Consider the following 21,788-nt stretch of genomic DNA (forward strand, 5'->3'; position numbering starts at 1 on the left):
TTACAAAAAAATCCCAGTTTTTATTGGCTTTCACATGTTGTTATAGCGGACTTTGCTGTCGTCACTAGCAAAGTTTTCTTCGGTTGTGAAAATAAATTCAAAGCAAAAAAAGACCCTAACGGCCCCAAAAGCTCAGTAAAAACAGCTTGGTCACGTCCGTTAGCGTCTCTTCTTAGTTATTTATTTGATTTTAGTAACCGTGGTGTCTTAATTCCGCTTCATTATATGCAGGTAGGTCGGTTAGACGTGCATTCTTAATGTCTTCAATAGTTTGACAACCGGTTAACTGCATAATCCGGGTTAAGTCGTCTTTTAAGTAGTTCAATACAGAAAGAACACCCTTATGTCCACCTAGAGCGAGGCCGTATAGGGCTGGACGTCCAATACCTACGACATCTGCACCTGCTGCCAAGGCTTTAAAGACATGTTCACCACGACGGATACCGGAGTCAAAGACAATTGGCACTTCGCCTTGAACGGCTTGAGCAATCGCTTCAAGGGTTTCAAAGGATCCAGGAGCCCCGTCTAATTGACGTCCCCCATGGTTGGACACGTAAATAACATCCGCACCAGCACCGATACCCTTCAAAGCATCTTCAGGCGTTTGTACCCCTTTAAGCATTACGGGTAGGTCACAAATGGATTTAATGTATTCAATGTCTTTTGGTGAAATCTTTTGTTTAGAGGAAGCATAGACATCTTTTAGCGCCATTCCTTCGCCGGAACCTGCTAAGTAGCGTTCAACGATTGGCATACCAAATGGATAAGTAAAATGATTTCGTTTATTTAATTCACGGTTCCCTTCAACGGTAGAGTCCGCAGTTAAAATAATAGCTTGGCAACCAAAGTCTTTGGCTTCATTTAACATGGCTTCATTGAAGTCGTGGTTCTTACTCATATATAACTGGAAGTAACGTGGGCGGTCTTCATAGTCTTCATAGGAAGGAGCCATTTCATCCCAGCTTGATCCAGCATAAGAGGAAATTGAAAAGGCGGTGCCGAATTCGTTAAAGGCTTTAGCCATACCAATTTCTTTTTCTTCATGAGCAATACCTAAAGCAGCGATTGGTGCATAGAAGAAGGGTGCTGAGTAATCTTTTCCTAGGAAACTAGTTGATGTATCTGGATGTTCAACATCACCAATCACCCGTGGTAGGATCCCTTTGCTGTTAAAACAGGTAATATTTCTTCTTAGAGTGAATTCATCCCCTGCACCAGAACGAATGTAACCATATCCTGCTTCAGGGATAATTTCTCTAGCTTCTTCTTCTACATCATATAAGTTAACGATTTTTAAGTCCTTAACTTCAGTACCTGCAACATAATCTGCCATATGATTTTTCCTCCTTTTGAATAAGTAAAATAGCCTTCCTATATAATTTAATATAAAGCGCTTTCATTTTCAAGTAAAAACCATTCCGCTAGATGAAAAATCTTACCTGAAAATATTTTTATATAGTAAAAAGACAGTCTTTTCAATCATTTGAAAGAAAGACTGCCTTGAAAAGCTAGCCATCTAATTTAGGCTCCCAACTTAAAGGGAGTGAGAGTAGTGACTTAGCCGAAAACTTGGTAGAGATAGGAGCCTAACAGGATAACTGCCGCGACACCGTTGTTCATCATATGGAGTAGGATGGCGTCCTTAATGTTCCTGCGTCGCCGGTAGGCTAGATAGAGGGCGGCACCCAGGAGAATATACATGAGCGCCTCAATGGGGTTATTAGACATGTGGTTGAGACCAAAAATTAGCGAACTCAAGACTAGCGGCCACCAGAAACTTTCGGCCTTAAAGAAAAGGTGCTGGAAGATGCCGCGAAAGACCAATTCTTCTAGGACAGGTACCACAAAGCCCATCATTACGAAAAAGGTAATATTGGATATCGGCGATACCAGGTTGGGATCTCCCGAGAATAGCAGCTGGTCATTGGCCGATAGCTCACTGCCGTAGAGGGCTTGGTTGGCCATGGTCAAACCTACCGCCACCACTCGGAAGCCAAGATAATAGAGAAAGCTAATGCCAATATCTTTCCACCCCAAGCGATCAAAGTTATCCTTGCCTTGGGCGCGCTTGTAATAAAACTTATAAAGAAAGCGATAGGTCAGATAGGCAAATACCAGCACTAAGAGCGTCAGCTCAGCCACTACGGGCCAGGAGAACATGTGGGAACGGCTGTTAACCACAAACATTAATCCAAAAGGCAGGGTTGCCCAAACCATCAAGGCCAACCATTTCAAAATATCCAAGAAACGCTGGCCCCAACCCTTCCCTTTTGTTGTATATTCTTCAGTCATCAATGCAACCTCCTTTTGTATCACTTTAACAGTCTAAAATAGCCGACTCAATTACTGGTCAGCAGTGACCATCTGGTAATAGGCTTTAGAAGTCAAGACGTACATGAGATAATAAACCAGGCTAAAGCAAACAATGACCGCAAAGAAGCTGCTTAAAATAAGCACCCGGTCCTTGATAGCGATCAGACCTAAACCCTGGCGCAGAATGGGATAGGCAAAGCCCATATGAATAACCGCGGTCAAGAGCGGTAAAACAAAGACCCAGAAAATCTGCTGGCGAATGCTTGCCTTGATCAAGGAATTTGGCAAACCGATTTGGCGCATAATTCGATAGTTTTTCATATCTTCCTGCCCTTCAGAGAGCTGCTTGTAGTAGAGCATCAAGAAACAACCAATCAATAAAACTAGAGAAACAATGGCGCCGATACTAATAAAACTGCCATTGAGCTGATAGAAAGATTCTCGAAAAACTGTTTTAGAAGTGATTTCAATCCCTTCTCCATCATAATCCTCCAAATGTTGGTCAATGACATCCTTATTGTCCTTAGCATCAAAAGTCACATTATAACTTAGCGGGCTCTTGAGATAACCAATGTCTTGACTAGTATTGGCCGCTTGGTAGGCTTGCACTAAGGCCTCTTGACTAGGAAAAACCAGCATCAAGGCATCCAGCCCCGCCACCACCGGTAAACGGTCCTTAGGCATACGCTTGACTTGGTAAGCCTTATCCCCTAATTTAATTTGGTCTACCTTATCCAATTGGTCTTGGCTAGTGGCCATTAAGACCTGGTCTTCTGCCAAACTTTCTTGACTGGCATAGTTTTGGTTATAGCCATCCAAACTTTCTCCAAAGAAAACCAGACCCTCAGTGACTTGGTTATCTGGGGTAAAGGCTTGTAAGACTAAGCTCTTATCCTCCACTTGGCTAAGAGCTAACTGGCCAAAGCTCAACTGGTAGTTAACCTCTTCCAAAGGGGCTAACTGACTAACTTGATCAACTGCTGTCTCTAAACGCTCGAGTTGCTGGTCTAATGATTCCTCAACCACTGGCCCCCGCAATTCAATTTTATAGTCTCTGGCTTGAAAACGGTCAATCAAATTTTCAATCCCCCGTTGAGTTGAAACGGTTAAACCGAGGACCAGCATAACCCCGGTCGAAAGAACGGCAATGGAAGCTAAACTCCAGGCATTGGCCTTCATCCGATAAAGCATCCCGGAAACCGTTAGAAAATGCTTAGGTTGATAGTAATAGGACTTCCGTTGTTTCTGCCAGTTTAAAAACATAATTGATAGAGAATTATAGAGGCAATAAGTCCCCAAGACAACTAAGACAATAGCTAGGAGCAATTGATAAATGACCTGCATAATATTGGTTGTGGTCAGTGAAATGTAGTAGCCGGTCCCCACCAAGGCCAGACCGAGTAAGGCCACAAAAATATTCCCCTTAGGGACTTTTTCTCCTGCCTGACCCCTCTCCATCAGTTCAAGGGGGTTATTTTTTTGAATACGGCGGCGGTTTAATAGATAAATCAGGCCATGCACCAAAAGAATCTCAAGAATAGTGATCAAAGCGACCTCCCACTTCACGGGATAGTCCATTAAGGTCATCCCCGATTGGCGCATGACTTTGTTGACGGCCATAAAGGCAAAAGTCCCAATCAGATGGCCACCAACTAGGGATAAGGGAAGGATAAATCCCAGCTGTAAGAGACTTTCCCGAGCGAGTAGGGACTTGATATGCCGCTTTTCCATGCCCAATACGCTATAGAGGGCAAACTCCTTGCTACGCCGCTTTTGAATAAAGTTATTGGCGTAAAGGATAAAGGCTAGGGCTAAGAAAAAGCTAATAACGGCTGCAAAGGTCATTACCGTTGGAAAATAAGGATTTCGTTCTAAGACAAATTGGTTGCCAATTAAAGAGATCATCACATATTGAAGGGCAAACAAAAGCGAATTCACCAAGAGAAAAGGGAGAATAATCACCTTGCTGACCTTTAAATTACGTTTGGCTAATTGCCAAGTTAAGCGTCGGTTCATACTAGACCTCCTCCCGGTTTAAAAAGGAGAGACTATCGGCGATCTTCTCCTGAAAATCAGCTAAGGAATCCTCGCCCCGGTAAATTTCATGGTAGACCACCCCGTCCTTAATAAAGAGAACGCGCTTAGCATAAGCCGCACAACGTAAGGAGTGGGTCACCATGAAGATGGTCATGCCTTGTTGGTTTAACTGGGTGAAGTGCTTCATGATTGCTTCACTGTTTTTAGAATCTAAGGCTCCAGTGGGTTCATCTGCAAGAATCAGGCTAGGTTGGGTAATAATGGCCCGACCAATGGCCACCCGCTGTTGCTGTCCGCCAGAAATCTGATAGGGATACTTGTCCAATAAGTCTTCGATCCCGAGTAAGGGCGCAATTTTAGCTAAACGCCGCTCCATTTCTGGATAATCCATATTGGAAAGCACTAAGGGTAGGAGGATATTATCCCGGTTGGTGAAAGTGTCCAGCATATTGAAATCTTGGAAGACAAAACCCAGCTCCTGGCGGCGAAAGGCAGCGAGGTCACTTTCTCCTAAGGCAGCCAAGGATTGATCATTTAAGAAGACTTGGCCACCCGTCGCCTTATCCAAAGTAGCAATAATATTTAACAGGGTAGATTTTCCTGAGCCGGACTCCCCCATAATAGCCACGAACTCGCCAGCTTCTGCTTGAAAAGTCACGTCCCGTAAAGCCGTCGTGGCATTGCCACCCTGGCCGTATATTTTTTCTAAATGAATCACGTTTAATAGCATTTCTTCTTTCCTCCATTCTTTGCCTTTATTATAGAAAGAAAAAAAGCGCCCTGCTTTTATCTAAACTAACAAAAGCAGGACCCAATCTTACAAAATTGTAAGCTAAGACGCGCTAAAGGCATCTTGGTGGAAGTAAATCCTAACTGTGGTCCCCTCACCCCAAGTAGAGTCTAATTCTACCGGTTGATCTAAGCGATCAGCCAATTGCTTGACCAGAAAGAGACCAATCCCCGTTGACCGTCGCAAAGACTTGCCTAAGAAGGCCGAATAGCCCTGGTCAAAGACCTTGGGCAAGTCACTGGCCTTGATCCCCCGGCCATTGTCCCTAATAGTCAGGCAGGCCTGGTCCGCTTGATAAGTAATCCAAATCTCGCGACCAGAAGCATACTTCAGGGCATTATTGAGGACCTGCTCAATCATGATTTCTGAAGCCGTCGGATCAGTCATGACTTGATCAGGAATGGCTTGGTAGTGGAGGCGGGTATGACTATTAATAAAGATCCGTCGGTACTTTTTAAGTAAGGGAGCAATGAGGGCATCCAGACTGACGGCTTTAATCTGCAGGTTCTTTTGTTCATTACTTACCTTCAAATAGGTGAGAACCATGGTGGTATAATTCTCGATCGCTAACAGTTGGGCTTCCAAGTCATCCTTTCTTTGAGGTTCTAGGTCCTGGATGAGGAGCTTGGCGGCTGCGATTGGGGTCTTAATCTGATGAAGCCAAGTCAAAAAATAGCCCTGCTGCTCCTGCTTGACCAGGTCAGCTTGGACCCGGTCAGCTTCAGCCTTAGCCTGACTCTCCAGATAGAGTTGGTGGTAGTCCACCTGCCGCCCTGACAGCCAGTAAGCCAACAGCAAGGTCAGCCCATAAAAGAAAGCCAAGAAAAGCAAGAGAAAACGGGCGACCATGACATCTAAATCAAAAAGTAGGACCGCTAATACTAAAACCAGAAAGGTAAAAGCCATAGTAAAAAGGGTCAACCCTTGACGCTTAAGAAAGTCTTTCACTGACTAGCAACCTCCTCATTTAAGGCATAGCCTACCCGCTTCTTGGTCTTGATAAAATCTGCCAGCCCCAGCTGAGCTAATTTCTTACGCAAGCGAGAAATATTGACCGCTAAGGTATTGTCATCAATATAACTCTCCCCCAACCAACATTCCTCCATCAAGCTTTCCCGGCTGACATAGTCCCCTTGAGCTTGAAAGAGTTGCTTAAGGATGAGCAGTTCCGTAGCTGTTAAGTCGCTAACCTGGCCTTGGTAAAGCAGCCTAGCCTTAGTGGGATCCAGTTGGACCCCAGCAAAGGACAAGAGCTCACTGGCTGAACTGTAGCGATAGGCCCGGCGTAAGAGAGCTTGGACCTTGGCTAGTAAGAGGGGCAGGTCGATGGGTTTGGTGACATAATCGTCGCCACCCACCTGCATGGCCATGACTTGGTCCATACTGGTATCGCGGGCCGATAGGAAAAGGATGGGAACCGCACTGTCTTTACGGATCATCTGACACCAGTAATAACCATCATAAGACGGCAAGTTCAAATCTAAGAGGACTAAATGGGGATCAAAACTTCGACATTCCTGGTCAATCGCTTCAAAGTTTTCTGCCTTTTTGACCTGATAGTGCCACTTGGTCAGTTCCCGCTCCAGGCCGGCCGCAATCACCGGATCATCCTCAACCACAAATATTCTCTCAGCCATCTCTACCGCTCCTTTCCTGACATCTCGGTTTATTAAGTATACCATTCTCTTCCTAATCATAAAAAGTCTGATTAACTCACAAAATCTTATTCTTAGAACTTCACCAAAAACATCGACAACTTTGCAGGAGAAGGTACGGCAAAGTTTTCCCAAAAAGCCATTAACTATTATTGTCAGGATCATGTTAATTAACCTGGATCGGTTCAGGCGATCAATTTAGATCATATAATCAAAATTCATAAAAATTAAATTTATATTGCTTTTATTAATAGACTTGGCTATGATGGATGAAATCAAGAAACCGTTAAAGAGGAAGTAACATTAAACCACTAATCATTAGCGAGGACGAAGGGTGAGAGCGTCTGATTAGTTTAATGGATGGGCCTTGGAGGGTATGGTGAACCGGAGAGTAGCCATAACGGATTGACCCCCGTTAGCCGGGTTGAGGGATAGGCTGCTTAGCTTATCTCGAGAGGATCGCCCAGGCGATCAATTAAGGTGGCACCGCAGGTTGAAAAGCGCTTGTCCTTAGAACATTAACTTTTTTAATGTTTTATGGATAAACGCTTTTTTATTTGCAAATCAAACTTATGACGAAGGAATAGCTAAGTAGCTAGCTTAGAGCAAGAACGTGTTGATGGAAGACGTTTAGCTGGCCTTAGCGATGGACCTTTGGAAGGCTTGCCAAGGGCTTTAACTAAAGCCAGAAGCAAGACGCAAGGCTGGCGTTATCAGCCCGGGTGGTCAGAATGACCGCTCCTGAGTGGGCATCAAAGAATGCCAATCAAGGTGGTACCGCAGGTTAAACAACTTGTCCTTATAACTAATCAGCAATGAAGTTAGTTATAAGGGCAAGTTTTTTTGTCTATCAAGAGCTAAAAAGGAGAGAACAACAATGAAAGCAGCAATCGAACAGTTAATTAATCATCAAGACTTATCTTACCAAGAATCCTACCAAGCGGTTAAGGCCATGATGTCTGGCCAAGTCAGCCAAGCGCAAATGGCTGCCTACCTGACCGCCCTAGCCATCAAAGGCGCCAGTGACCAAGAAATTGCAGGAGCTGCAGCGGCTATGCGTGACCAAGCCAAAAGTATCGACACCCAAAAAGACACTCTAGAAATTGTGGGAACTGGTGGCGACCAATCCTACTCCTTCAATATTTCAACGACCGCTTCCCTAATCATCGCCGCAGCTGGCGTTCCCGTTACTAAGCACGGTAACCGGTCAGCCTCTTCCAAATCAGGTGCAGCTGACTGTATTGAAGCACTAGGCATCAATCTCTACCAAGATCCTGACCTAGCCAATCAATTATTGGACCAAGTGGGAATCTGCTTTCTCTTTGCCCAAAACTACCACCTTTCCATGAAGAATGTCAGTGGCGTTCGCAAAGACCTAGGAATTAAAACCATCTTCAATATCCTAGGACCCATCACTAACCCAGCCAAACCTAAATACCAAGTGTTGGGGGTCTACCAAGAAGACCTGATTCAACCCATGGCCAAAGTCATTAAGAATTTAGGGGTTGAACGTGGATTGGTGGTTTACGGCCAAGACGGGATGGATGAAATTTCCATTTCTGCCCCTACATCTGCCCTCTTCTTTGATGGTGACTATGAAGAAAGCTTCACCATCAAACCAGAAGATTACGGTTTCCCTAACTACCAAAAGGCTGATATAGTCGGAGGAACGCCAGCTGACAACGCTCAAATTACTATCGACATCTTAACTGGCAAAGAACAAGGGGCCAAACGCGACATTACCCTGCTCAACGCCGCAGCCGGTCTCTATGCGGCCAGAAAAGTCGATAGCCTAGAAGCAGGAATTGAACTGGCTCGTCAAATCATTGATTCTGGCGCTGCCTACCAACTTTTACAAGATTATATTTCCGCTAGCCAGGAAGGAGTCGCCCATGATCTTGAAGCAGTTAGCCTTACATAGTAAGGAACGGGTCCAAGCCAGTCAGGCCAAGTTTCCCCTAGAAGCCGTTAAAGAGCGCGCACTCAGTCTTGCTAAGGGAGAGCTTATCTTTGAACAGGCCTTGGCCAAGGAAGGACTGAGCCTGATTGCTGAAATCAAGAAAGCCTCTCCCTCTAAAGGAATCATTTCTCAAAACTTTCCCTATTTAGAAATTGCTAAAAACTACCAGGCTAACCAAGTCGATGCCATTTCTGTCTTGACCGAGCCCAAGTGGTTTCTCGGCTCCAAGGAAATCTTTGAAGAAATCCGACAATCCGTTGATCTGCCCATGCTTAGAAAAGACTTTACCGTCGACCCCTATCAGATCTATGAAGCTAAAATCATGGGCGCCAATGCGGTCTTGATTATCTGCACCCTCTTAGACCAAGACCCCAAGAAGTTAGAAAATTATTTAAGTATTTGTAATGACCTAGGCCTCAGTGCCCTGGTGGAAACCCATAACCTGGAAGAAATCGACCTGGCCTTAGCCTGTGGCGCTAAGATTATCGGGGTCAATAACCGCAACTTGAAGGACTTCTCAGTCGACTTCAACCATGCAGCCGAGCTAAGGAGTCGGATTCCAGATTCGGTTCTCTTTGTCGCAGAAAGCGGGGTACAAGGACCAGAAGATATTCAGTCCCTGAATGAAATTGGCGCCGATGCCGTCTTAGTGGGAGAAGCCTTGATGCGTCAAGCCGACCCCAGCGCCCTTATCCAAGTCTTTCGAAAGGCAAGTTTGATCCATGAAGCTTAAAATATGTGGCCTCAAGCGGTCAGTCGATATCAGCTACTGTAACCCCCTACCCATTGACTATGTCGGTTTCATTGTCGACTATCCCAAAAGTCAGCGCTCAGTTAGCCTCTCCACCCTCAATGACTTGAGTCAAGCCGTCGATCCCAAGATTCAAAAAGTGGGCGTCTTCGTCAACTACAATTTAGAAGTTATTGCTGACTTATTAAATGAAGGCGTCATCGATATCGCCCAACTCCACGGCCAAGAAAGCCCAGCTGACATTATCTATTTACAAAATCTCACTAACAAGTCCATTTGGAAGTCCTTTGCCATTAGTGAGGCTAGCGACTTAGCAAAGGCTAAAACCAGTCCAGCTGATCAGATTCTCCTCGACTATAAGGAGGCCGGCAGTGGCAAGTCTTTTAACTGGGAGCTCTTAGAGGATTTCGACCGCCCCTTTATCCTCGCCGGAGGACTCAATGCCAATAATATCAAAGCGGCTATGGAACAAGTAAATCCCATTGGGCTGGACCTTTCAACGGGAGTAGAAAGTCAAGGATACAAAGACCCAAAGAAAATCAAAGCAATAGTAAGGATGGTAAAGAATGTCTAAAGGAAGATTTGGAGAATACGGTGGCCAATTCGTCGCAGAAACGCTGATGCCTTCTGTTATTGAATTGGAAGCTGCCTATAATAAGTACAAAAATGACCCTGAATTTCAAAGCGAATTGACCGATTTATTAAATAATTATGCTGGACGCCCCAGTCTACTCTATTACGCCAAGAATATGACCGAAGACCTAGGCGGACCAAAGATCTATCTCAAACGGGAAGACCTCAACCACACTGGGGCCCATAAGATAAATAATGTCCTCGGCCAAGTCCTCCTGGCTAAAAAAATGGGTAAAACCCGGATCATTGCTGAAACCGGGGCGGGCCAGCACGGTGTTGCTACTGCTACGGCCTGCGCCTTATTGAACCTGGACTGTGTGGTTTACATGGGTAAGCACGACACTGAACGCCAGGCCTTAAATGTCTACCGGATGAAGTTACTCGGTGCCCAAGTGGTGGCCGTTGATTCAGGTACTGGGACCTTAAAGGATGCCGTCAATGAAACCATGAAAGAATGGAGCCGGCGGATGGAAGACACCCACTATTGCATCGGTTCGGCCATGGGTCCCCACCCCTTCCCAACCATGGTACGTGACTTCCAAAGTGTGATTTCAAGAGAAATGCGTCAAGAAATTCTCCAACGCGAAGGTCGCTTGCCGGATGCGGTCCTGGCCTGCGTTGGTGGCGGATCTAACGCTATTGGGTCTTTTGCTGCCTTTATCGATGACCCTGAAGTGCAATTATTCGGTTGCGAAGGCGCGGGTCATGGGGTAGATAGTCCAGATACTGCTGCCACCATGCAAGTAGGACGTCCAGGAGTATACCACGGCATGAAGACCATCATCGCCCAAGATGCGGATGGCCAGGTCAATCCGGTTTATTCCATCTCTGCTGGTCTTGACTACCCAGGCATTGGGCCTGAGCACGCCGATTTAGCTGCCAGAAAGCGGGCCCAATATGTTCCCATCACGGATGAAGAAGCGGTCCAAGCTTTTGAATACCTTAGCCGGGTGGAAGGGATTATTCCCGCCATCGAATCCGCTCACGCCGTTGCCTACGCCATCAAATTAGCTAAAGCCATGCGCCCCGACCAAATTATCTGTATTACCTTGTCTGGTCGTGGTGATAAGGATTGTGCCGCTATTGCACGTTACCGGGGGGAAGAAATTTATGACTAGTATTCAATCCGTTTTCCAAAATAAAAAAGCCTTTATCCCATACATCACCGCTGGTTACCCAGACCTCGCCAGCACGGAAAAGTATATCCAAGCTATGGCTGAGGAGGGTGCCAGTTTAATTGAGGTCGGCATTCCCTTCTCCGATCCTACCGCGGAAGGCCCTGTCATCCAACACGCCATTGAAACCGCCTTAAAGGCTGGCCTGCGTACCGATGACGTCTTCGCCATGGTCGAACGCCTCCAAGAGAAGATCGACATTCCCCTCGTCTTTATGACCTACGCCAATATCGTCTTTGGTTACGGCCCTGAGAAATTTATGCGCCGCTGCCAGGAAGTGGGGATCCAAGGCCTAATCCTGCCTGATGTGCCTTACGAAGAAAAAGGCGAACTCCTCCCCTACAGTCAAAAATACGGTGTCGCCTTAATTTCTCTGGTCGCCCCCACCTCCCATGACCGCATCCATAAAATTGTCAAAGAAGCAGAAGGCTTTCTTTATGTGGTGTCTTCACTGGGAGTGACCGGGACCAGACAAAACATTCAAACTGACCTGGCCTCCATGGTTCAAGCCATTCGCCAAGCCAACCCTGATATTCCAGCCGCCATCGGTTTTGGGGTATCAAATCCTAGCCAGGCTAAGATAATGGCTGACCTCTCTGATGGGGTAATTATCGGGTCTGCTATCATTAAATTGATTGACCAATACCAAGACCAGGCCGAAAAACCAATCCGTCAATTTACTCGGTCCATTGTCGAAGCTATAAAATAAAAATAACGGTCTAGCTAGCTATCAAAGCCAGCTAGACCGTTATTTTTACTCGCTGATATCTAAAGGAATAACTAAGCCCTATCAAAATAATCAATGACTAAGAGAAGCAGCCCTAAACCTAAATAGAGAGGCAATTTATGAAAAATAATCCCCATACAGGCCAGTAAACAGAGCGACCAGCTAAGTGAGCTCATAAAAGGCTGCTTGGAATCAGAAGTGTTTTGACTTCTCTGCTTTTTCCAGCCCAGTAGATAATAAACCACGATTCCTACACCAATTACTTCCAGCATGCTTCATCCTCCTCGATTCACTTGACCTGCTACTTAGCGCTTGTAAAAAAACGCTCATCTTGCAATTGCTTGTAAAGCTAAATTTTTACCATCATATACTAATTTATCCCTAAAAACTAGCCCTAAAACAACTTTTAAATTAACTCACAAATCTTATTAACGGTATTTTTTGGATTTAATCGTTCTTTTCTTGCCTATCCCGTTTCAAAGTGATATCATAAAGATATCAAATAGATAGGCACTTAAAAGCTGAGTCGAAAGGTAAAAAGTTCTTTTTAGCCCTAGGATAGCAATGGCCATTCATTCTCAGCCGGTCAACCTGGTCATTTACCTATCAGGGGCTAATCGTCACTGGTCTTATTAGAAAGGAAGATTTCCATGGCCAATACAGATGAAAAACTAGATACTGGCATTACGGAAACTGTTTTAACAGGTAAGAAAAACGGGATGACCGTACTGATCACTTATATTATCGGTTTTGTCCTCGCTGCCATCCTCCTGATCCTCCAAGTACACCCCCTAGTGAACCTACTAGCGTTTGCCTACCTGGCCTTAGCCTGGTTAATTCTCTTTGGACTTAAAGTGTTAAGCCCACAAGAATCATTAGTTTTGACCCTTTTTGGTAGATATATTGGTACCCTTAAGGGCGAAGGTTTTTACTTTGTTAACCCCTTCTGCCAAGCCATCAATCCTGCGGCCGGCACCTATCTCGGTCAAAGTGGAGACGTCCGAAAAGCCGAAAAGAAGTCGGCCAAAGATCAAAATGGAATGGAAATTTCGCTTGGCCCTAGCAAGAAAATCTCCCTCAAGGCCATGACCTTAAATAACAGTAAGCAAAAAATTAATGACTACTTGGGCAACCCGGTTGAAATTGGCATTGCAGTCATTTGGCGGGTGAGTGACACCGCTAAGGCCGTTTTCAATGTTGACAATTATAAAGAATACCTGTCCTTACAAACCGATTCTGCCCTTCGTAACATTATTCGCCAATATCCCTATGATGTGAATCCACAATTTGAAATTGATACCACCGGAGATGGTGAACCCGATGACGGGTCCCTACGTGGGTCGAGTGAAATTGTTGCCCTTAGAATTAAGGAAGAAATCCAAAATCGGGTGGACTTTGCCGGGCTGGAAATTGTCGAAGCCCGCATCACCCATCTCTCCTATGCGCCTGAAATCGCCGCAGCCATGCTACAACGTCAACAAGCTTCTGCCCTCATTGACGCCCGGGCTATGATCGTTGATGGCGCAGTTGGCATGGTAGAGATGGCTCTGGACAAGCTTGAAGACAAGCAAGTCGTCGACTTAGATGAGGAACGCAAGGCAGCCATGGTTTCCAACCTCTTAGTCGTGCTCTGTGGCAATAGCGAAGTCTCCCCCATCGTGAACTCGGGAAGTCTTTACTAATGGCTAAGAAACAGGTCCCGCTCCGCATCTCGCAAAAGCTCTATGAGCAATTAGCTGCCTGGGCCGAGGATGACTTCCGCTCCCTTAACGGGCAAATCGAATACCTGCTTACCGAATGTGTCAAGCAACGTAAGAAAGATGGCAAATATGTTAGCGAAACCATGAACGACCGCATCGATTTGGATATTGAATAAAAGCAAAAGAAGCACAGCTCTCCTTATCAAGGAACTGTGCTTCTTTTTTGCTTTTTGGCTAATAAATTTATCGGCTAGATCTAAAGAATGCTGCCGTTTGCCGGCTGATTTGACTCGGGACCCGGTGGCCGACTTCATCTAAAACCGTCCATTCCAAGCGGGCTTGGGGAAAGTCAGCCCTTAACTGTTGAATATCGCGCTGGTTGAATTCCAAGATTTCAGCATCGTCAGCGCCCCCATTGTAAACATAGACCGGCTGGCTTAAAAATTTGTCCGGATGAGCACTTGGGCTGTTCTTTAAGATAATGTCTAAAGCTTCTGAATCCAACTCCTCGGGATAGCGGTCCCCGTAAATTCTTTGTAGCTGGTCCTCTAAATTAATCCCAGCAATGTGAATAGCTAACCCACTTAATCGCTCCGCGTATGCCGTCCCGATCATGGCAGCCATAATGCCACCCATAGAGGCCCCATAGACAAAGACCCGGTCAACCGCCTGCCGTTCTTGAATCGCAGTCAGTAAACGGGGAAACTCGGTAAAACTCTGCACGATAATTCCGGGCATAATCTTAATAGAAGTCTCGGGGAAGGGATCAACTTGGCGGTCACCGTGGAGGGGCGCATCTGGCAAGAAGACATGGAAACCGCTGGCAGCGTAGATCAATCCTTGTTTAATCAAGGCTTCCTTATTCAATTGATAACCATGGTAGCCAATCACGATATCTTTAGACTCTTGTTCTTGTGAATAGATCTCCACCAGAGGTACCCCCGCAATCTGGATAAAATTCACAGTAAAGGCGCCTTCCATATACTCCCATTCCTTTCTATTTTTTAAGCATCTGAACGAATCTTTCTCCAAAATAGTTTACCATGTCTGTTGGGCAAAGTAGTCTTCCCCGGCTCAGCCCCTTTTGATTATTGAAGTGAACTTGAAAAATCCGCCCAGTGGTAAAAACTAGGCGGATTTTATTATTTTTCCTAATTCGTGAACCAATGCTTCCTAAATCTACAGCTCTAAAGCACCCGTTTAAAGTGCCAATATAAGAATAAGATTGGACTAATTAAGAAATAGATTGGATAGAGAATCTTACTGGTAACCATATAGCCCGCCTCAGAATCGTATGGGAGAGTTAATACGACTTTCGGAAAGAGGAACCAAGCCAGGGCTAAGTAGACCCCCAATAAAAGACCGGGAAATTGAGTGAGTTCAATCCCAAAATAATCCGTCAATAAGAAATAGACGACAAAGGTAAAAAAGCTACTAATAAAATAAGCGACTAAGCGAATAAATAAACCGTTTTTCATAAGACTCACTCCTGCTTTTAGTAGTTAAGCTTTACTTATCTATCTACTTCTATTATAACAAAAAACGAATATAAACAGCCTTTGTCAAGGATAAAGAAACAATCATTATTGGACCGGACACGGCTCTCCAAAAGCAACATGTTACAATAAGACTGATCGATTGATAACCATTTTCCCACAAAAAAGGAGGGCACACTTTGTTTTTCACTTGGACTTATTCCACCCCTAAAGCTTTCGATGATATTATCTTAAGTAGTGATGGTCAAGCCTTGACGGGGCTTTATTTTGCGGGGGCAAAGGATGCTAGCAGACTGAAGCAAGAAAACGCTAAAAAGACCAGCCAACCCTTCCAAGAAAGTATCGCCTGGTTAGATGCTTATTTTGCTGGAGAAAAACCTCAATTTAGCCCTAAATTCCGGCTCCAAGACCCTACCTCCTTCCGTCAAGAGGTAGCGGAAATCATGCTAAGCATTCCCTACGGCCAAGTCATGACCTACCAGGAAATTGCCGATAGAATCGCTGAAAAACGTCACATCACTAGCATGTCGGCCCAAGCGGTGGGTGGCGCGGTCGGTTGGAACCCGATTTGTCTCATCATTCCCTGTCACCGGGTAGTGGGCAAGGATAGGAAACTCACCGGCTATGCTGGTGGCTTAGAGAATAAATACCAACTGCTCAAGTTAGAAGGCCAGGATATGCGTCAATTTACCTGGCCCAAAGGAGGTCAGACTAATGCAACGCTGCCACTGGTGCAATTTAGCTAATCCCTTATACGTCAACTACCATGACCGGGAATGGGGTCTGGCTAACTTCCAGGATGATTATCTCTTTGAAATGCTGATTTTAGAATCCTTTCAAGCCGGACTTTCCTGGGAAACCGTTTTAAACAAGAGATCAGCCTTCCGCCAGGCCTACGACCATTTCGATGTCAATAAGGTGACCCAATACGGTGAGGATAAAGTGCAAGAATTACTAGCTAACGAGAAAATCATCCGCCACCAAGCCAAAATTCGAGCCAGTATTCAAAATGCCCAAGTCTTTCAAAATATCCAGGAGGAATACGGCTCCTTTTACGCTTATTTATGCCGCTTTACCCAAGGCGAAAGGCAGGTAGAATTAGGGAAAACCACTAGCCCCTTATCCCAAGCTATTGCTAAAGACCTCAAAAAGAGGGGGATGGCCTTTGTCGGGCCCACCATTATCTACTCCTATCTCCAAGCCTGCGGAATCATTTATTCCCACGAGAAGGATTGCTTCCTCTATCGAGATGAGATCTAAATAGTGGAAGAGCTCATACCAAGCTAAAAACTGAAAGCTTAATAATTCACCCCAATAGCGGTACCGATGCATAGGCCAATGCCAATCCCCAAAGGCATATTATCGAAAAGCACCCCGAAGCAAGCCCCTACGAATAATCCCAGGGCAATCCCCACACCAATATGGTCATCGGCTTCTTTTTCCTTGTGCTTAGCCTTATGGTCATGGGATGAAGTAGGCTTTTTAGCTTTACGGATCACGTAAACCGTAAGGCCAGCGAGCAATACTAGGATGACAATAATTGCAATAAGTTTCGTGGTGATAATTTCCATTTTTGATCATCTCCCTATTCAATCAGTCATATTTCATCTTTAAATATCAGTATAGTCACAAATAATTGACTTGTCAAATATAAGCGACACTCTTTTTTCCCAATTTAACCCCTTTTTCAAAAAGAATCCTAGTATGCAACTCCAAGCAATTTTGTTAAATAGCGAACAATATAGGACTTTTATATCGCTCAACTTTTGATAAGGCTTACATTGTATGTATACTTCATGATAAAATAATATATAAATAATAAATATTTGAGATAGGAGATTGTTAAATGAGAAAAAAATTACAGATAACCTTGACTGCCCTTACATCCTTGGCGCTTTTAGCCGCTTGTTCAAACGATGGCAATGGTAATGACGACCAAGCCGCTTCCTCTAACCAGAACGAAGAAGTGGCTAGCCAAGAGTCCCAAGCAGAGGCTCCCAAAGAAGAAAAAGACTCTGTTAAAAAATCTGACTGGAGCGAAGAACAACCAGCCCTCGTTGCAGGAACCCTATCCCTAGCTGAAATGACCGATGCTTTAGAGATTCCCCTAGTCGGCGTCACCTCGCACGCTCCCGATCAATTACCTGAAGACTATCGTGACCTCCCTAAAGTGGGTAGCGGTCCCAAGATCGATTTAGAAACCCTAGCAGCTACTGAAGCTGATTACTACTTGAACAATAAGAAACTGGAAGCCATGACTCGCCAACAAGTAGAAGGCGCTGGGGTTGAACCGGTTTACTTTGACTATACTCGCTATAACGACGTCAAACAAACCCTCCTAGACATTGGGAAATTAGCCGGTCGCCAAGATAAGGCCCAAAGCATTGTCGATGACATCAACGCCAAAGAAGAAGAGGTCTTAAAAGGTACCGAAGACCTGAACGGAAAGACCTTCGTCATTATCTTTAACTCCGAAGAAGGCAGTTCTGTAGCTTCTGATGATAGCTATCTAGCTTCAATTTTAGAAAAATTAGGCATGAAAAACATTGCTGATGAATCTCTGGAAGCAGGCAGTGATGTGATTACTGACGGTAGTCTAGTCAACTTCAGCTCAGAAGCCATTATTGATGCTGATCCAGACTATATTATCAGCTATTCACTCTCCAATGTCTTTAACTTAAAGAACAAGGGGACCGCTGACGAAAACACTTCCCAAGAGCAAATCGAAGCAGAATTACAAAAACCAATCTGGCAAGAAACCAAGGCAGGTAAGAATGACCACATTATCTCCCTAACCTCCAATGATATTAGTATCAATGGTGGCTTAGGCCTAGCAGATGACCTGGCCCTCGTTAAGAAAGCTCTATTAGGAGAAAATTAGTGTGATCAAACAAAGCAGAAGTCGCTGGCTGCTCTTTCTGTTTTTGCTGGTGGTGCTGGCAATCTTTGCCCTGATCGGCATGCGACTAGGGAGTATACCCGTCAATCTGGAAGACATCTTATCAAGTTTCACCGGTCAAGCCACTAAGCGGGGGCAGATTCTCTGGAGTATCCGCTACCCCCGGATCGTGATTACCCTTTTAGCAGGACTAAACCTAGGCCTTTCCGGACTACTGATCCAGAGCGTCCTCAAAAATCCGATAACCGATAGCAATATTCTAGGGATTAACGCGGGAGCTAGCCTACTAGCAGTGGTGATTTTGATCCTCTTTCCGGAGCAGACCGCCATGGTTCCCCTTTTCGCCTTTGTCGGCGGGGTGGGAGCCTTTCTCCTGGTGGGGCTCTTAGCCTTTCAGTCAAGTTATTCTTCGGTACGGATTGTACTGACGGGTCTAGCCATCCGCTCAGTATTGGGCGGCTTGCAAAGCGTGATCGTTACCATGAATAGTGACCGCCTCCACGGGGCCATCCTCTGGCTAAATGGTAATCTCAGTGGCCATAGTTGGCAAGATATTCTCTTGCTCTTCCTCTATGCCCTACCGGCTTATCTCTGTCTCTTCTTCATCCATCCCAAGATGGATTTACTGCAATTAGAGGATGGACTGATCCATTCCCTGGGCTATCCACCCAAGGTCATTGCCTTGATGGTGGCTCTGGTGGGTGTTTACCTAGCTGCCATCACGGTTTCCTTTGTGGGTATGATCGGCTTCGTGGGATTAATCATTCCCCACGTTGCCCGTCTATTGGTTGGTGGCAAGCATAGTCGGCTGATCCCCTTTACCGGAATCCTGGGGGCGATTTTACTTATTCTGGCTGATACCCTATCACGAACGGTCATCGCTCCTTTGGAAATTCCTATTGGGACCACCATGTCCTTAATTGGAGGACCTTTCTTCCTCTACCTGCTTTACCGCCAATCAACTCGGAGGTGATCGACCATCTTATTAACAGCCAAAGATATCAGCTATTCTTATGGAAGGCAGTCAGACTTTCACTTGAGTCATATCTCTCTATCTATTCAAGCAGGAAGTGTTACCGGATTAATCGGTCCTAACGGGTCGGGCAAGACCACCCTCTTTGACTGCTTGAATGGCCGTAAGACTCTAGCAAACGGCCAGGTCATTTTTGAAGGACAGAACTTACATGCTATCACCTTAAAGGAACGGGCCAAAAAGATTGCCGTAGTCCAACAAAGCCACCGCAACCAGCTCTTGCTTTCGGTTAGGGATATTGTTAGCCTGGGAAGGAGCCCCTACCAGTCCTGGTTGACCTCATCCTCAAAGACCGACCAAGATATTGTCGACCAAGTCCTTGACATGGTGGGCTTAAGTGACTACCGCGATAAACAACTCCAGGAACTCTCGGGCGGCCAGCGACAATTAGTCTGGCTGGCCCTCGCCCTGGCCCAAGAGCCTGACCTCCTCTTTCTCGATGAACCGACGACCTACCTGGATATCCGCAATCAAATTCACTTTCTGAATCTGATTCGTCAACTCAATGAAGACCAAGGTCTCACTGTGGTTATGATCCTCCACGACCTCAACCAGGTCTTGCGCTACTGCGATTATGCCTACCTGCTCTCAGAAGGTGAATTAGTCGCCGGCGGAAAACCCGCAGAGATCCTCAGCGAATCCATCATTGAAGAAACCTACCAAGTCCATTCCGACCGTCTCCATCACCCAAAAGGTCACTTTGTTTTAGACTTTTATTAAGCCATGAAAGGAAGGCCAAGCATTGAAATATACAGACCTTGAAGATCTTAAAGTAGAACACCCCATGAAAAGCCCCATCACTGACATCGACCGTTCTCTCGATAACTGGGTAGAAGTCGCTGCCGAGAAAACCCAGGCGGCTCGTGCTAGTGATGCAGTTAAGCTCGACTGTGGCGTATTAAGCGTTGATCAAATTAACCAGCTCTTAGCCAATATTGACCATGAGGTGACCACTTGCGACGCCAATAACCAATACCTCTTCTACAACCGCCACAAGCCCAAAGAAGACATGGTCGCCAAACGTAACCCTGAAGCAGTCGGCGAAGCCCTCTTCAACATCCACCCCGAAAGAGTGGCTGAGAGTGTCGCCAAACTCATCTATGAAATGCGGACTCACCAAGTTCCCCGGGTGGTTTTGCGGTCGAATTGGAGTGAGACCGAGCGTTTCGTCACCCATAACCACCGGGCCTTCTATAATCCTGATGGGAGCTATGAAGGCACCATGGAATGGGTGCAAGACAACCTGCCGATTTTGGAGTATTACTGCCAGATGACCGGCCAGGAGATGGTCGATGACGAGGCTGCTGATCCCAAGTCTAAGCCACAGGTGATCTTAGACAGTCGCTCATCCCGCTTTGTCGATAAGAAGTTCGACGACTGGACCCAGGGATCCCAAGCTCCCCACCGGCTAGAAAGTCAAGTCTATCCTGATAACCACTGGCTCGACCAAGCAATCGAGGCTAAAGATCCAGCCAGTGGCCAAGACTATGTCTGCTTAGACCGCGGCCTTCTCACGGTTTCTCACTTGAACCATTTCTTAAAACAGATCCCTGTAGAAGTAGCCTACTATGACCAGGATGACCGCCTGCTTTATTTCAATTATAAGAACGACGTCGATGAAATGTTGAACCCTAAAACCGTCAGCTCAGTGGGGCTAGATATAAACTATAACTACCCCCAAACGGAACATGAAACCATCAAAGATATCCTAGCTGCTCTTAAATCTAAAGAGAAGACTAACGAAAAGTTCTTTATTTCTTCCACATCTCCAGGTGAATGGATTATCTGTACCTTTAAGGGAATCTATGACGCAGACGGCCACTACCTTGGCTGTGTGGAATACTGTCATAATATCCTTCCCTACGTCAACCAAGTCCTGGAGACTTGGGGTAAGAAATTGGTGGATAAACCCGGTCAAGAAGCGATCTGGCCGAAAGCGAGAGGACAGTACCAGGCCTAGGTAAAATCAATTAAAAGATATAAAAAGACGAACAGTTAACTCGTGAAAACACGACTGTTCGTCTTTTTTACTTGGCTAATATTCTTTAATCTGCCGGTCCAATTTTGTCTTTAATTGATTGATCGACCGACGCATCCTTTGTAGGGCTTGGAGCTGGTCTTTAATATCTGATTGGACCCGTGCATCCGTAAAAACATTGTCAAACCAGGTATCAAAGAAGTTATCTTTGAGCCCATCAGCCATTCCTTGGGGCAAAGCCATGCTGACATCTGCTAACTCTTGGTTTAAAAATCTTAAAGATTGACCAAGAGCCTCAATTTCTTGGTTTGCCGCCTGAATTTTTCGCCGCTTGATCAAACTAGGCAGAAAGTCCCCACCCAGTAAATCCCACATCCCCCATTTGGAGGCCGATTGGAGCAGTTCAATTCCCTTATCTAAATGAATCAACACTTCTTGGGCGGCCTGTTGAGCTTCTTCTAATTCTTTCAATGATTTCATGATCAGTAACCTCCTTAACGGAATAGTGGGAGACACTAGTCACTTCCCCACGAGTTACAATTTACGCTTTTAGCTTACCATGAGAAAATAAACCAGCAAAGTACCATGCCCACTCATTGCGTCTTTCTCCTCAATAAAAAAACCGACTTTTCACCTCCTAA

24 protein-coding genes and 1 other annotated feature are annotated in these 21,788 nt (G+C 45.5%); of the genes, 13 read left to right on the plus strand and 11 right to left on the minus strand.

The genetic code is table 11. The features are described from left to right. Nucleotides 1-190 precede the first annotated feature (190 nt). From JFU01_RS04175 to JFU01_RS04200, 6 genes are all read right to left on the minus strand, one after another. Complete coding sequence (locus JFU01_RS04175) at nucleotides 191-1,333, minus strand: alpha-hydroxy-acid oxidizing protein (protein WP_195855788.1); 1,143 nt, start codon at nucleotides 1,331-1,333, stop codon at nucleotides 191-193. 224 nt (nucleotides 1,334-1,557) lie between these two features. Continuing rightward, a complete protein-coding gene (locus JFU01_RS04180; protein ID WP_195855787.1) occupies nucleotides 1,558-2,292 on the minus strand; it encodes a CPBP family intramembrane glutamic endopeptidase in 735 nt (244 codons plus the stop codon). Between the two features lie 51 nt (nucleotides 2,293-2,343). Beyond that, nucleotides 2,344-4,329: an ABC transporter permease gene (locus JFU01_RS04185; RefSeq protein ID WP_195855786.1), complete on the minus strand. Its 1,986-nt coding sequence runs from the start codon at nucleotides 4,327-4,329 to the stop codon at nucleotides 2,344-2,346. A 1-nt stretch (nucleotide 4,330) separates the two neighbouring features. Beyond that, nucleotides 4,331-5,080 (minus strand): ABC transporter ATP-binding protein, encoded by a 750-nt coding sequence (locus JFU01_RS04190; RefSeq protein WP_195855785.1) that lies wholly within the window; start codon nucleotides 5,078-5,080, stop codon nucleotides 4,331-4,333. A gap of 102 nt (nucleotides 5,081-5,182) precedes the next feature. Continuing rightward, nucleotides 5,183-6,088 carry a sensor histidine kinase gene (locus JFU01_RS04195; RefSeq protein ID WP_195855784.1) on the minus strand — a complete coding sequence of 302 codons (906 nt, stop codon included), beginning with the start codon at nucleotides 6,086-6,088 and terminating at the stop codon, nucleotides 5,183-5,185. Then, nucleotides 6,085-6,777 (minus strand): response regulator transcription factor, encoded by a 693-nt coding sequence (locus tag JFU01_RS04200; RefSeq protein ID WP_195855783.1) that lies wholly within the window; start codon nucleotides 6,775-6,777, stop codon nucleotides 6,085-6,087. The genes JFU01_RS04195 and JFU01_RS04200 overlap by 4 nt, the downstream gene beginning before the upstream one ends. 295 nt (nucleotides 6,778-7,072) lie before the next feature. Continuing rightward, nucleotides 7,073-7,310: a binding site (T-box leader), on the plus strand. A gap of 362 nt (nucleotides 7,311-7,672) precedes the next feature. Here JFU01_RS04200 and trpD point away from each other — a divergent pair. The 5 genes from trpD to trpA are packed head-to-tail and all read left to right on the plus strand — an operon-like array spanning nucleotide 7,673 to nucleotide 12,023. Continuing rightward, nucleotides 7,673-8,716 carry an anthranilate phosphoribosyltransferase gene (trpD, locus tag JFU01_RS04205; RefSeq protein ID WP_195855782.1) on the plus strand — a complete coding sequence of 348 codons (1,044 nt, stop codon included), beginning with the start codon at nucleotides 7,673-7,675 and terminating at the stop codon, nucleotides 8,714-8,716. Beyond that, entirely contained in the window at nucleotides 8,688-9,488 is an 801-nt protein-coding gene (gene trpC / locus JFU01_RS04210) for an indole-3-glycerol phosphate synthase TrpC (protein ID WP_195855781.1), read from the plus strand. Before trpD ends, trpC begins: the two co-directional genes overlap by 29 nt. Then, nucleotides 9,478-10,080, plus strand: a complete 603-nt coding sequence (locus tag JFU01_RS04215) for a phosphoribosylanthranilate isomerase (protein WP_195855780.1) — start codon at nucleotides 9,478-9,480, stop codon at nucleotides 10,078-10,080. Before trpC ends, JFU01_RS04215 begins: the two co-directional genes overlap by 11 nt. Next, entirely contained in the window at nucleotides 10,073-11,257 is a 1,185-nt protein-coding gene (trpB, locus tag JFU01_RS04220) for a tryptophan synthase subunit beta (RefSeq protein ID WP_195855779.1), read from the plus strand. Before JFU01_RS04215 ends, trpB begins: the two co-directional genes overlap by 8 nt. Further along, the gene (gene trpA / locus JFU01_RS04225) at nucleotides 11,250-12,023 is read left to right on the plus strand and encodes a tryptophan synthase subunit alpha (protein WP_195855778.1); all 774 of its coding nucleotides are present in this window, start codon (nucleotides 11,250-11,252) and stop codon (nucleotides 12,021-12,023) included. Before trpB ends, trpA begins: the two co-directional genes overlap by 8 nt. A gap of 71 nt (nucleotides 12,024-12,094) precedes the next feature. On the opposite strand, the gene JFU01_RS04230 is transcribed toward trpA, so the two are convergent. Continuing rightward, complete coding sequence (locus JFU01_RS04230) at nucleotides 12,095-12,313, minus strand: hypothetical protein (protein WP_195855777.1); 219 nt, start codon at nucleotides 12,311-12,313, stop codon at nucleotides 12,095-12,097. Between the two features lie 411 nt (nucleotides 12,314-12,724). Between JFU01_RS04230 and JFU01_RS04235 the strand changes: the two genes are divergently transcribed. Both JFU01_RS04235 and JFU01_RS04240 read left to right on the plus strand, forming a co-directional pair. Next, nucleotides 12,725-13,723: an SPFH domain-containing protein gene (locus JFU01_RS04235; protein WP_198434191.1), complete on the plus strand. Its 999-nt coding sequence runs from the start codon at nucleotides 12,725-12,727 to the stop codon at nucleotides 13,721-13,723. Further along, the gene (locus JFU01_RS04240; protein ID WP_060777595.1) at nucleotides 13,723-13,917 is read left to right on the plus strand and encodes a PTS ascorbate transporter subunit IIC; all 195 of its coding nucleotides are present in this window, start codon (nucleotides 13,723-13,725) and stop codon (nucleotides 13,915-13,917) included. The genes JFU01_RS04235 and JFU01_RS04240 overlap by 1 nt, the downstream gene beginning before the upstream one ends. A 67-nt stretch (nucleotides 13,918-13,984) precedes the next feature. On the opposite strand, the gene JFU01_RS04245 is transcribed toward JFU01_RS04240, so the two are convergent. Together JFU01_RS04245 and JFU01_RS04250 are read right to left on the minus strand one after the other, a co-directional pair. Beyond that, entirely contained in the window at nucleotides 13,985-14,722 is a 738-nt protein-coding gene (locus tag JFU01_RS04245; protein WP_195855775.1) for a serine aminopeptidase domain-containing protein, read from the minus strand. 206 nt (nucleotides 14,723-14,928) lie between these two features. Next, nucleotides 14,929-15,219, minus strand: a complete 291-nt coding sequence (locus tag JFU01_RS04250) for a hypothetical protein (RefSeq protein WP_111852389.1) — start codon at nucleotides 15,217-15,219, stop codon at nucleotides 14,929-14,931. A gap of 197 nt (nucleotides 15,220-15,416) precedes the next feature. Between JFU01_RS04250 and JFU01_RS04255 the strand changes: the two genes are divergently transcribed. Continuing rightward, nucleotides 15,417-15,983 (plus strand): methylated-DNA--[protein]-cysteine S-methyltransferase, encoded by a 567-nt coding sequence (locus JFU01_RS04255; RefSeq protein WP_195855774.1) that lies wholly within the window; start codon nucleotides 15,417-15,419, stop codon nucleotides 15,981-15,983. Beyond that, entirely contained in the window at nucleotides 15,952-16,497 is a 546-nt protein-coding gene (locus JFU01_RS04260) for a DNA-3-methyladenine glycosylase I (RefSeq protein ID WP_195855773.1), read from the plus strand. Before JFU01_RS04255 ends, JFU01_RS04260 begins: the two co-directional genes overlap by 32 nt. A 38-nt stretch (nucleotides 16,498-16,535) precedes the next feature. Here the strand turns inward: JFU01_RS04260 and JFU01_RS04265 are convergent, their stop codons facing one another. Further along, the gene (locus JFU01_RS04265) at nucleotides 16,536-16,808 is read right to left on the minus strand and encodes a hypothetical protein (protein ID WP_198434193.1); all 273 of its coding nucleotides are present in this window, start codon (nucleotides 16,806-16,808) and stop codon (nucleotides 16,536-16,538) included. A 275-nt stretch (nucleotides 16,809-17,083) separates the two neighbouring features. Here JFU01_RS04265 and JFU01_RS04270 point away from each other — a divergent pair, with 275 nt between their 5' ends. The 4 genes from JFU01_RS04270 (at nucleotide 17,084) to JFU01_RS04285 (ending at nucleotide 21,129) form a co-directional block, all read left to right on the plus strand. Then, complete coding sequence (locus JFU01_RS04270) at nucleotides 17,084-18,118, plus strand: ABC transporter substrate-binding protein (RefSeq protein WP_195855772.1); 1,035 nt, start codon at nucleotides 17,084-17,086, stop codon at nucleotides 18,116-18,118. A 1-nt stretch (nucleotide 18,119) separates the two neighbouring features. After that, entirely contained in the window at nucleotides 18,120-19,109 is a 990-nt protein-coding gene (locus JFU01_RS04275; RefSeq protein ID WP_198434188.1) for a FecCD family ABC transporter permease, read from the plus strand. A 63-nt stretch (nucleotides 19,110-19,172) separates the two neighbouring features. Continuing rightward, complete coding sequence (locus JFU01_RS04280) at nucleotides 19,173-19,889, plus strand: ABC transporter ATP-binding protein (protein WP_195855770.1); 717 nt, start codon at nucleotides 19,173-19,175, stop codon at nucleotides 19,887-19,889. A gap of 22 nt (nucleotides 19,890-19,911) precedes the next feature. Next, on the plus strand, nucleotides 19,912-21,129 hold the full coding sequence (locus tag JFU01_RS04285; protein ID WP_195855769.1) for a PAS domain-containing protein: 1,218 nt from the start codon (nucleotides 19,912-19,914) through the stop codon (nucleotides 21,127-21,129). Nucleotides 21,130-21,204: 75 nt separating this feature from the next. Here JFU01_RS04285 and JFU01_RS04290 read toward each other — a convergent pair whose 3' ends face one another. Continuing rightward, nucleotides 21,205-21,627, minus strand: coding sequence for a hypothetical protein (locus JFU01_RS04290; RefSeq protein WP_195855768.1), 423 nt, complete (start codon nucleotides 21,625-21,627; stop codon nucleotides 21,205-21,207). Between the last annotated feature and the right edge of the window lie 161 nt (nucleotides 21,628-21,788).

The organism is Aerococcus sp. Group 2 (assembly GCF_905125285.1).
GTDB lineage: Bacteria > Bacillota > Bacilli > Lactobacillales > Aerococcaceae > Aerococcus > Aerococcus urinae_E.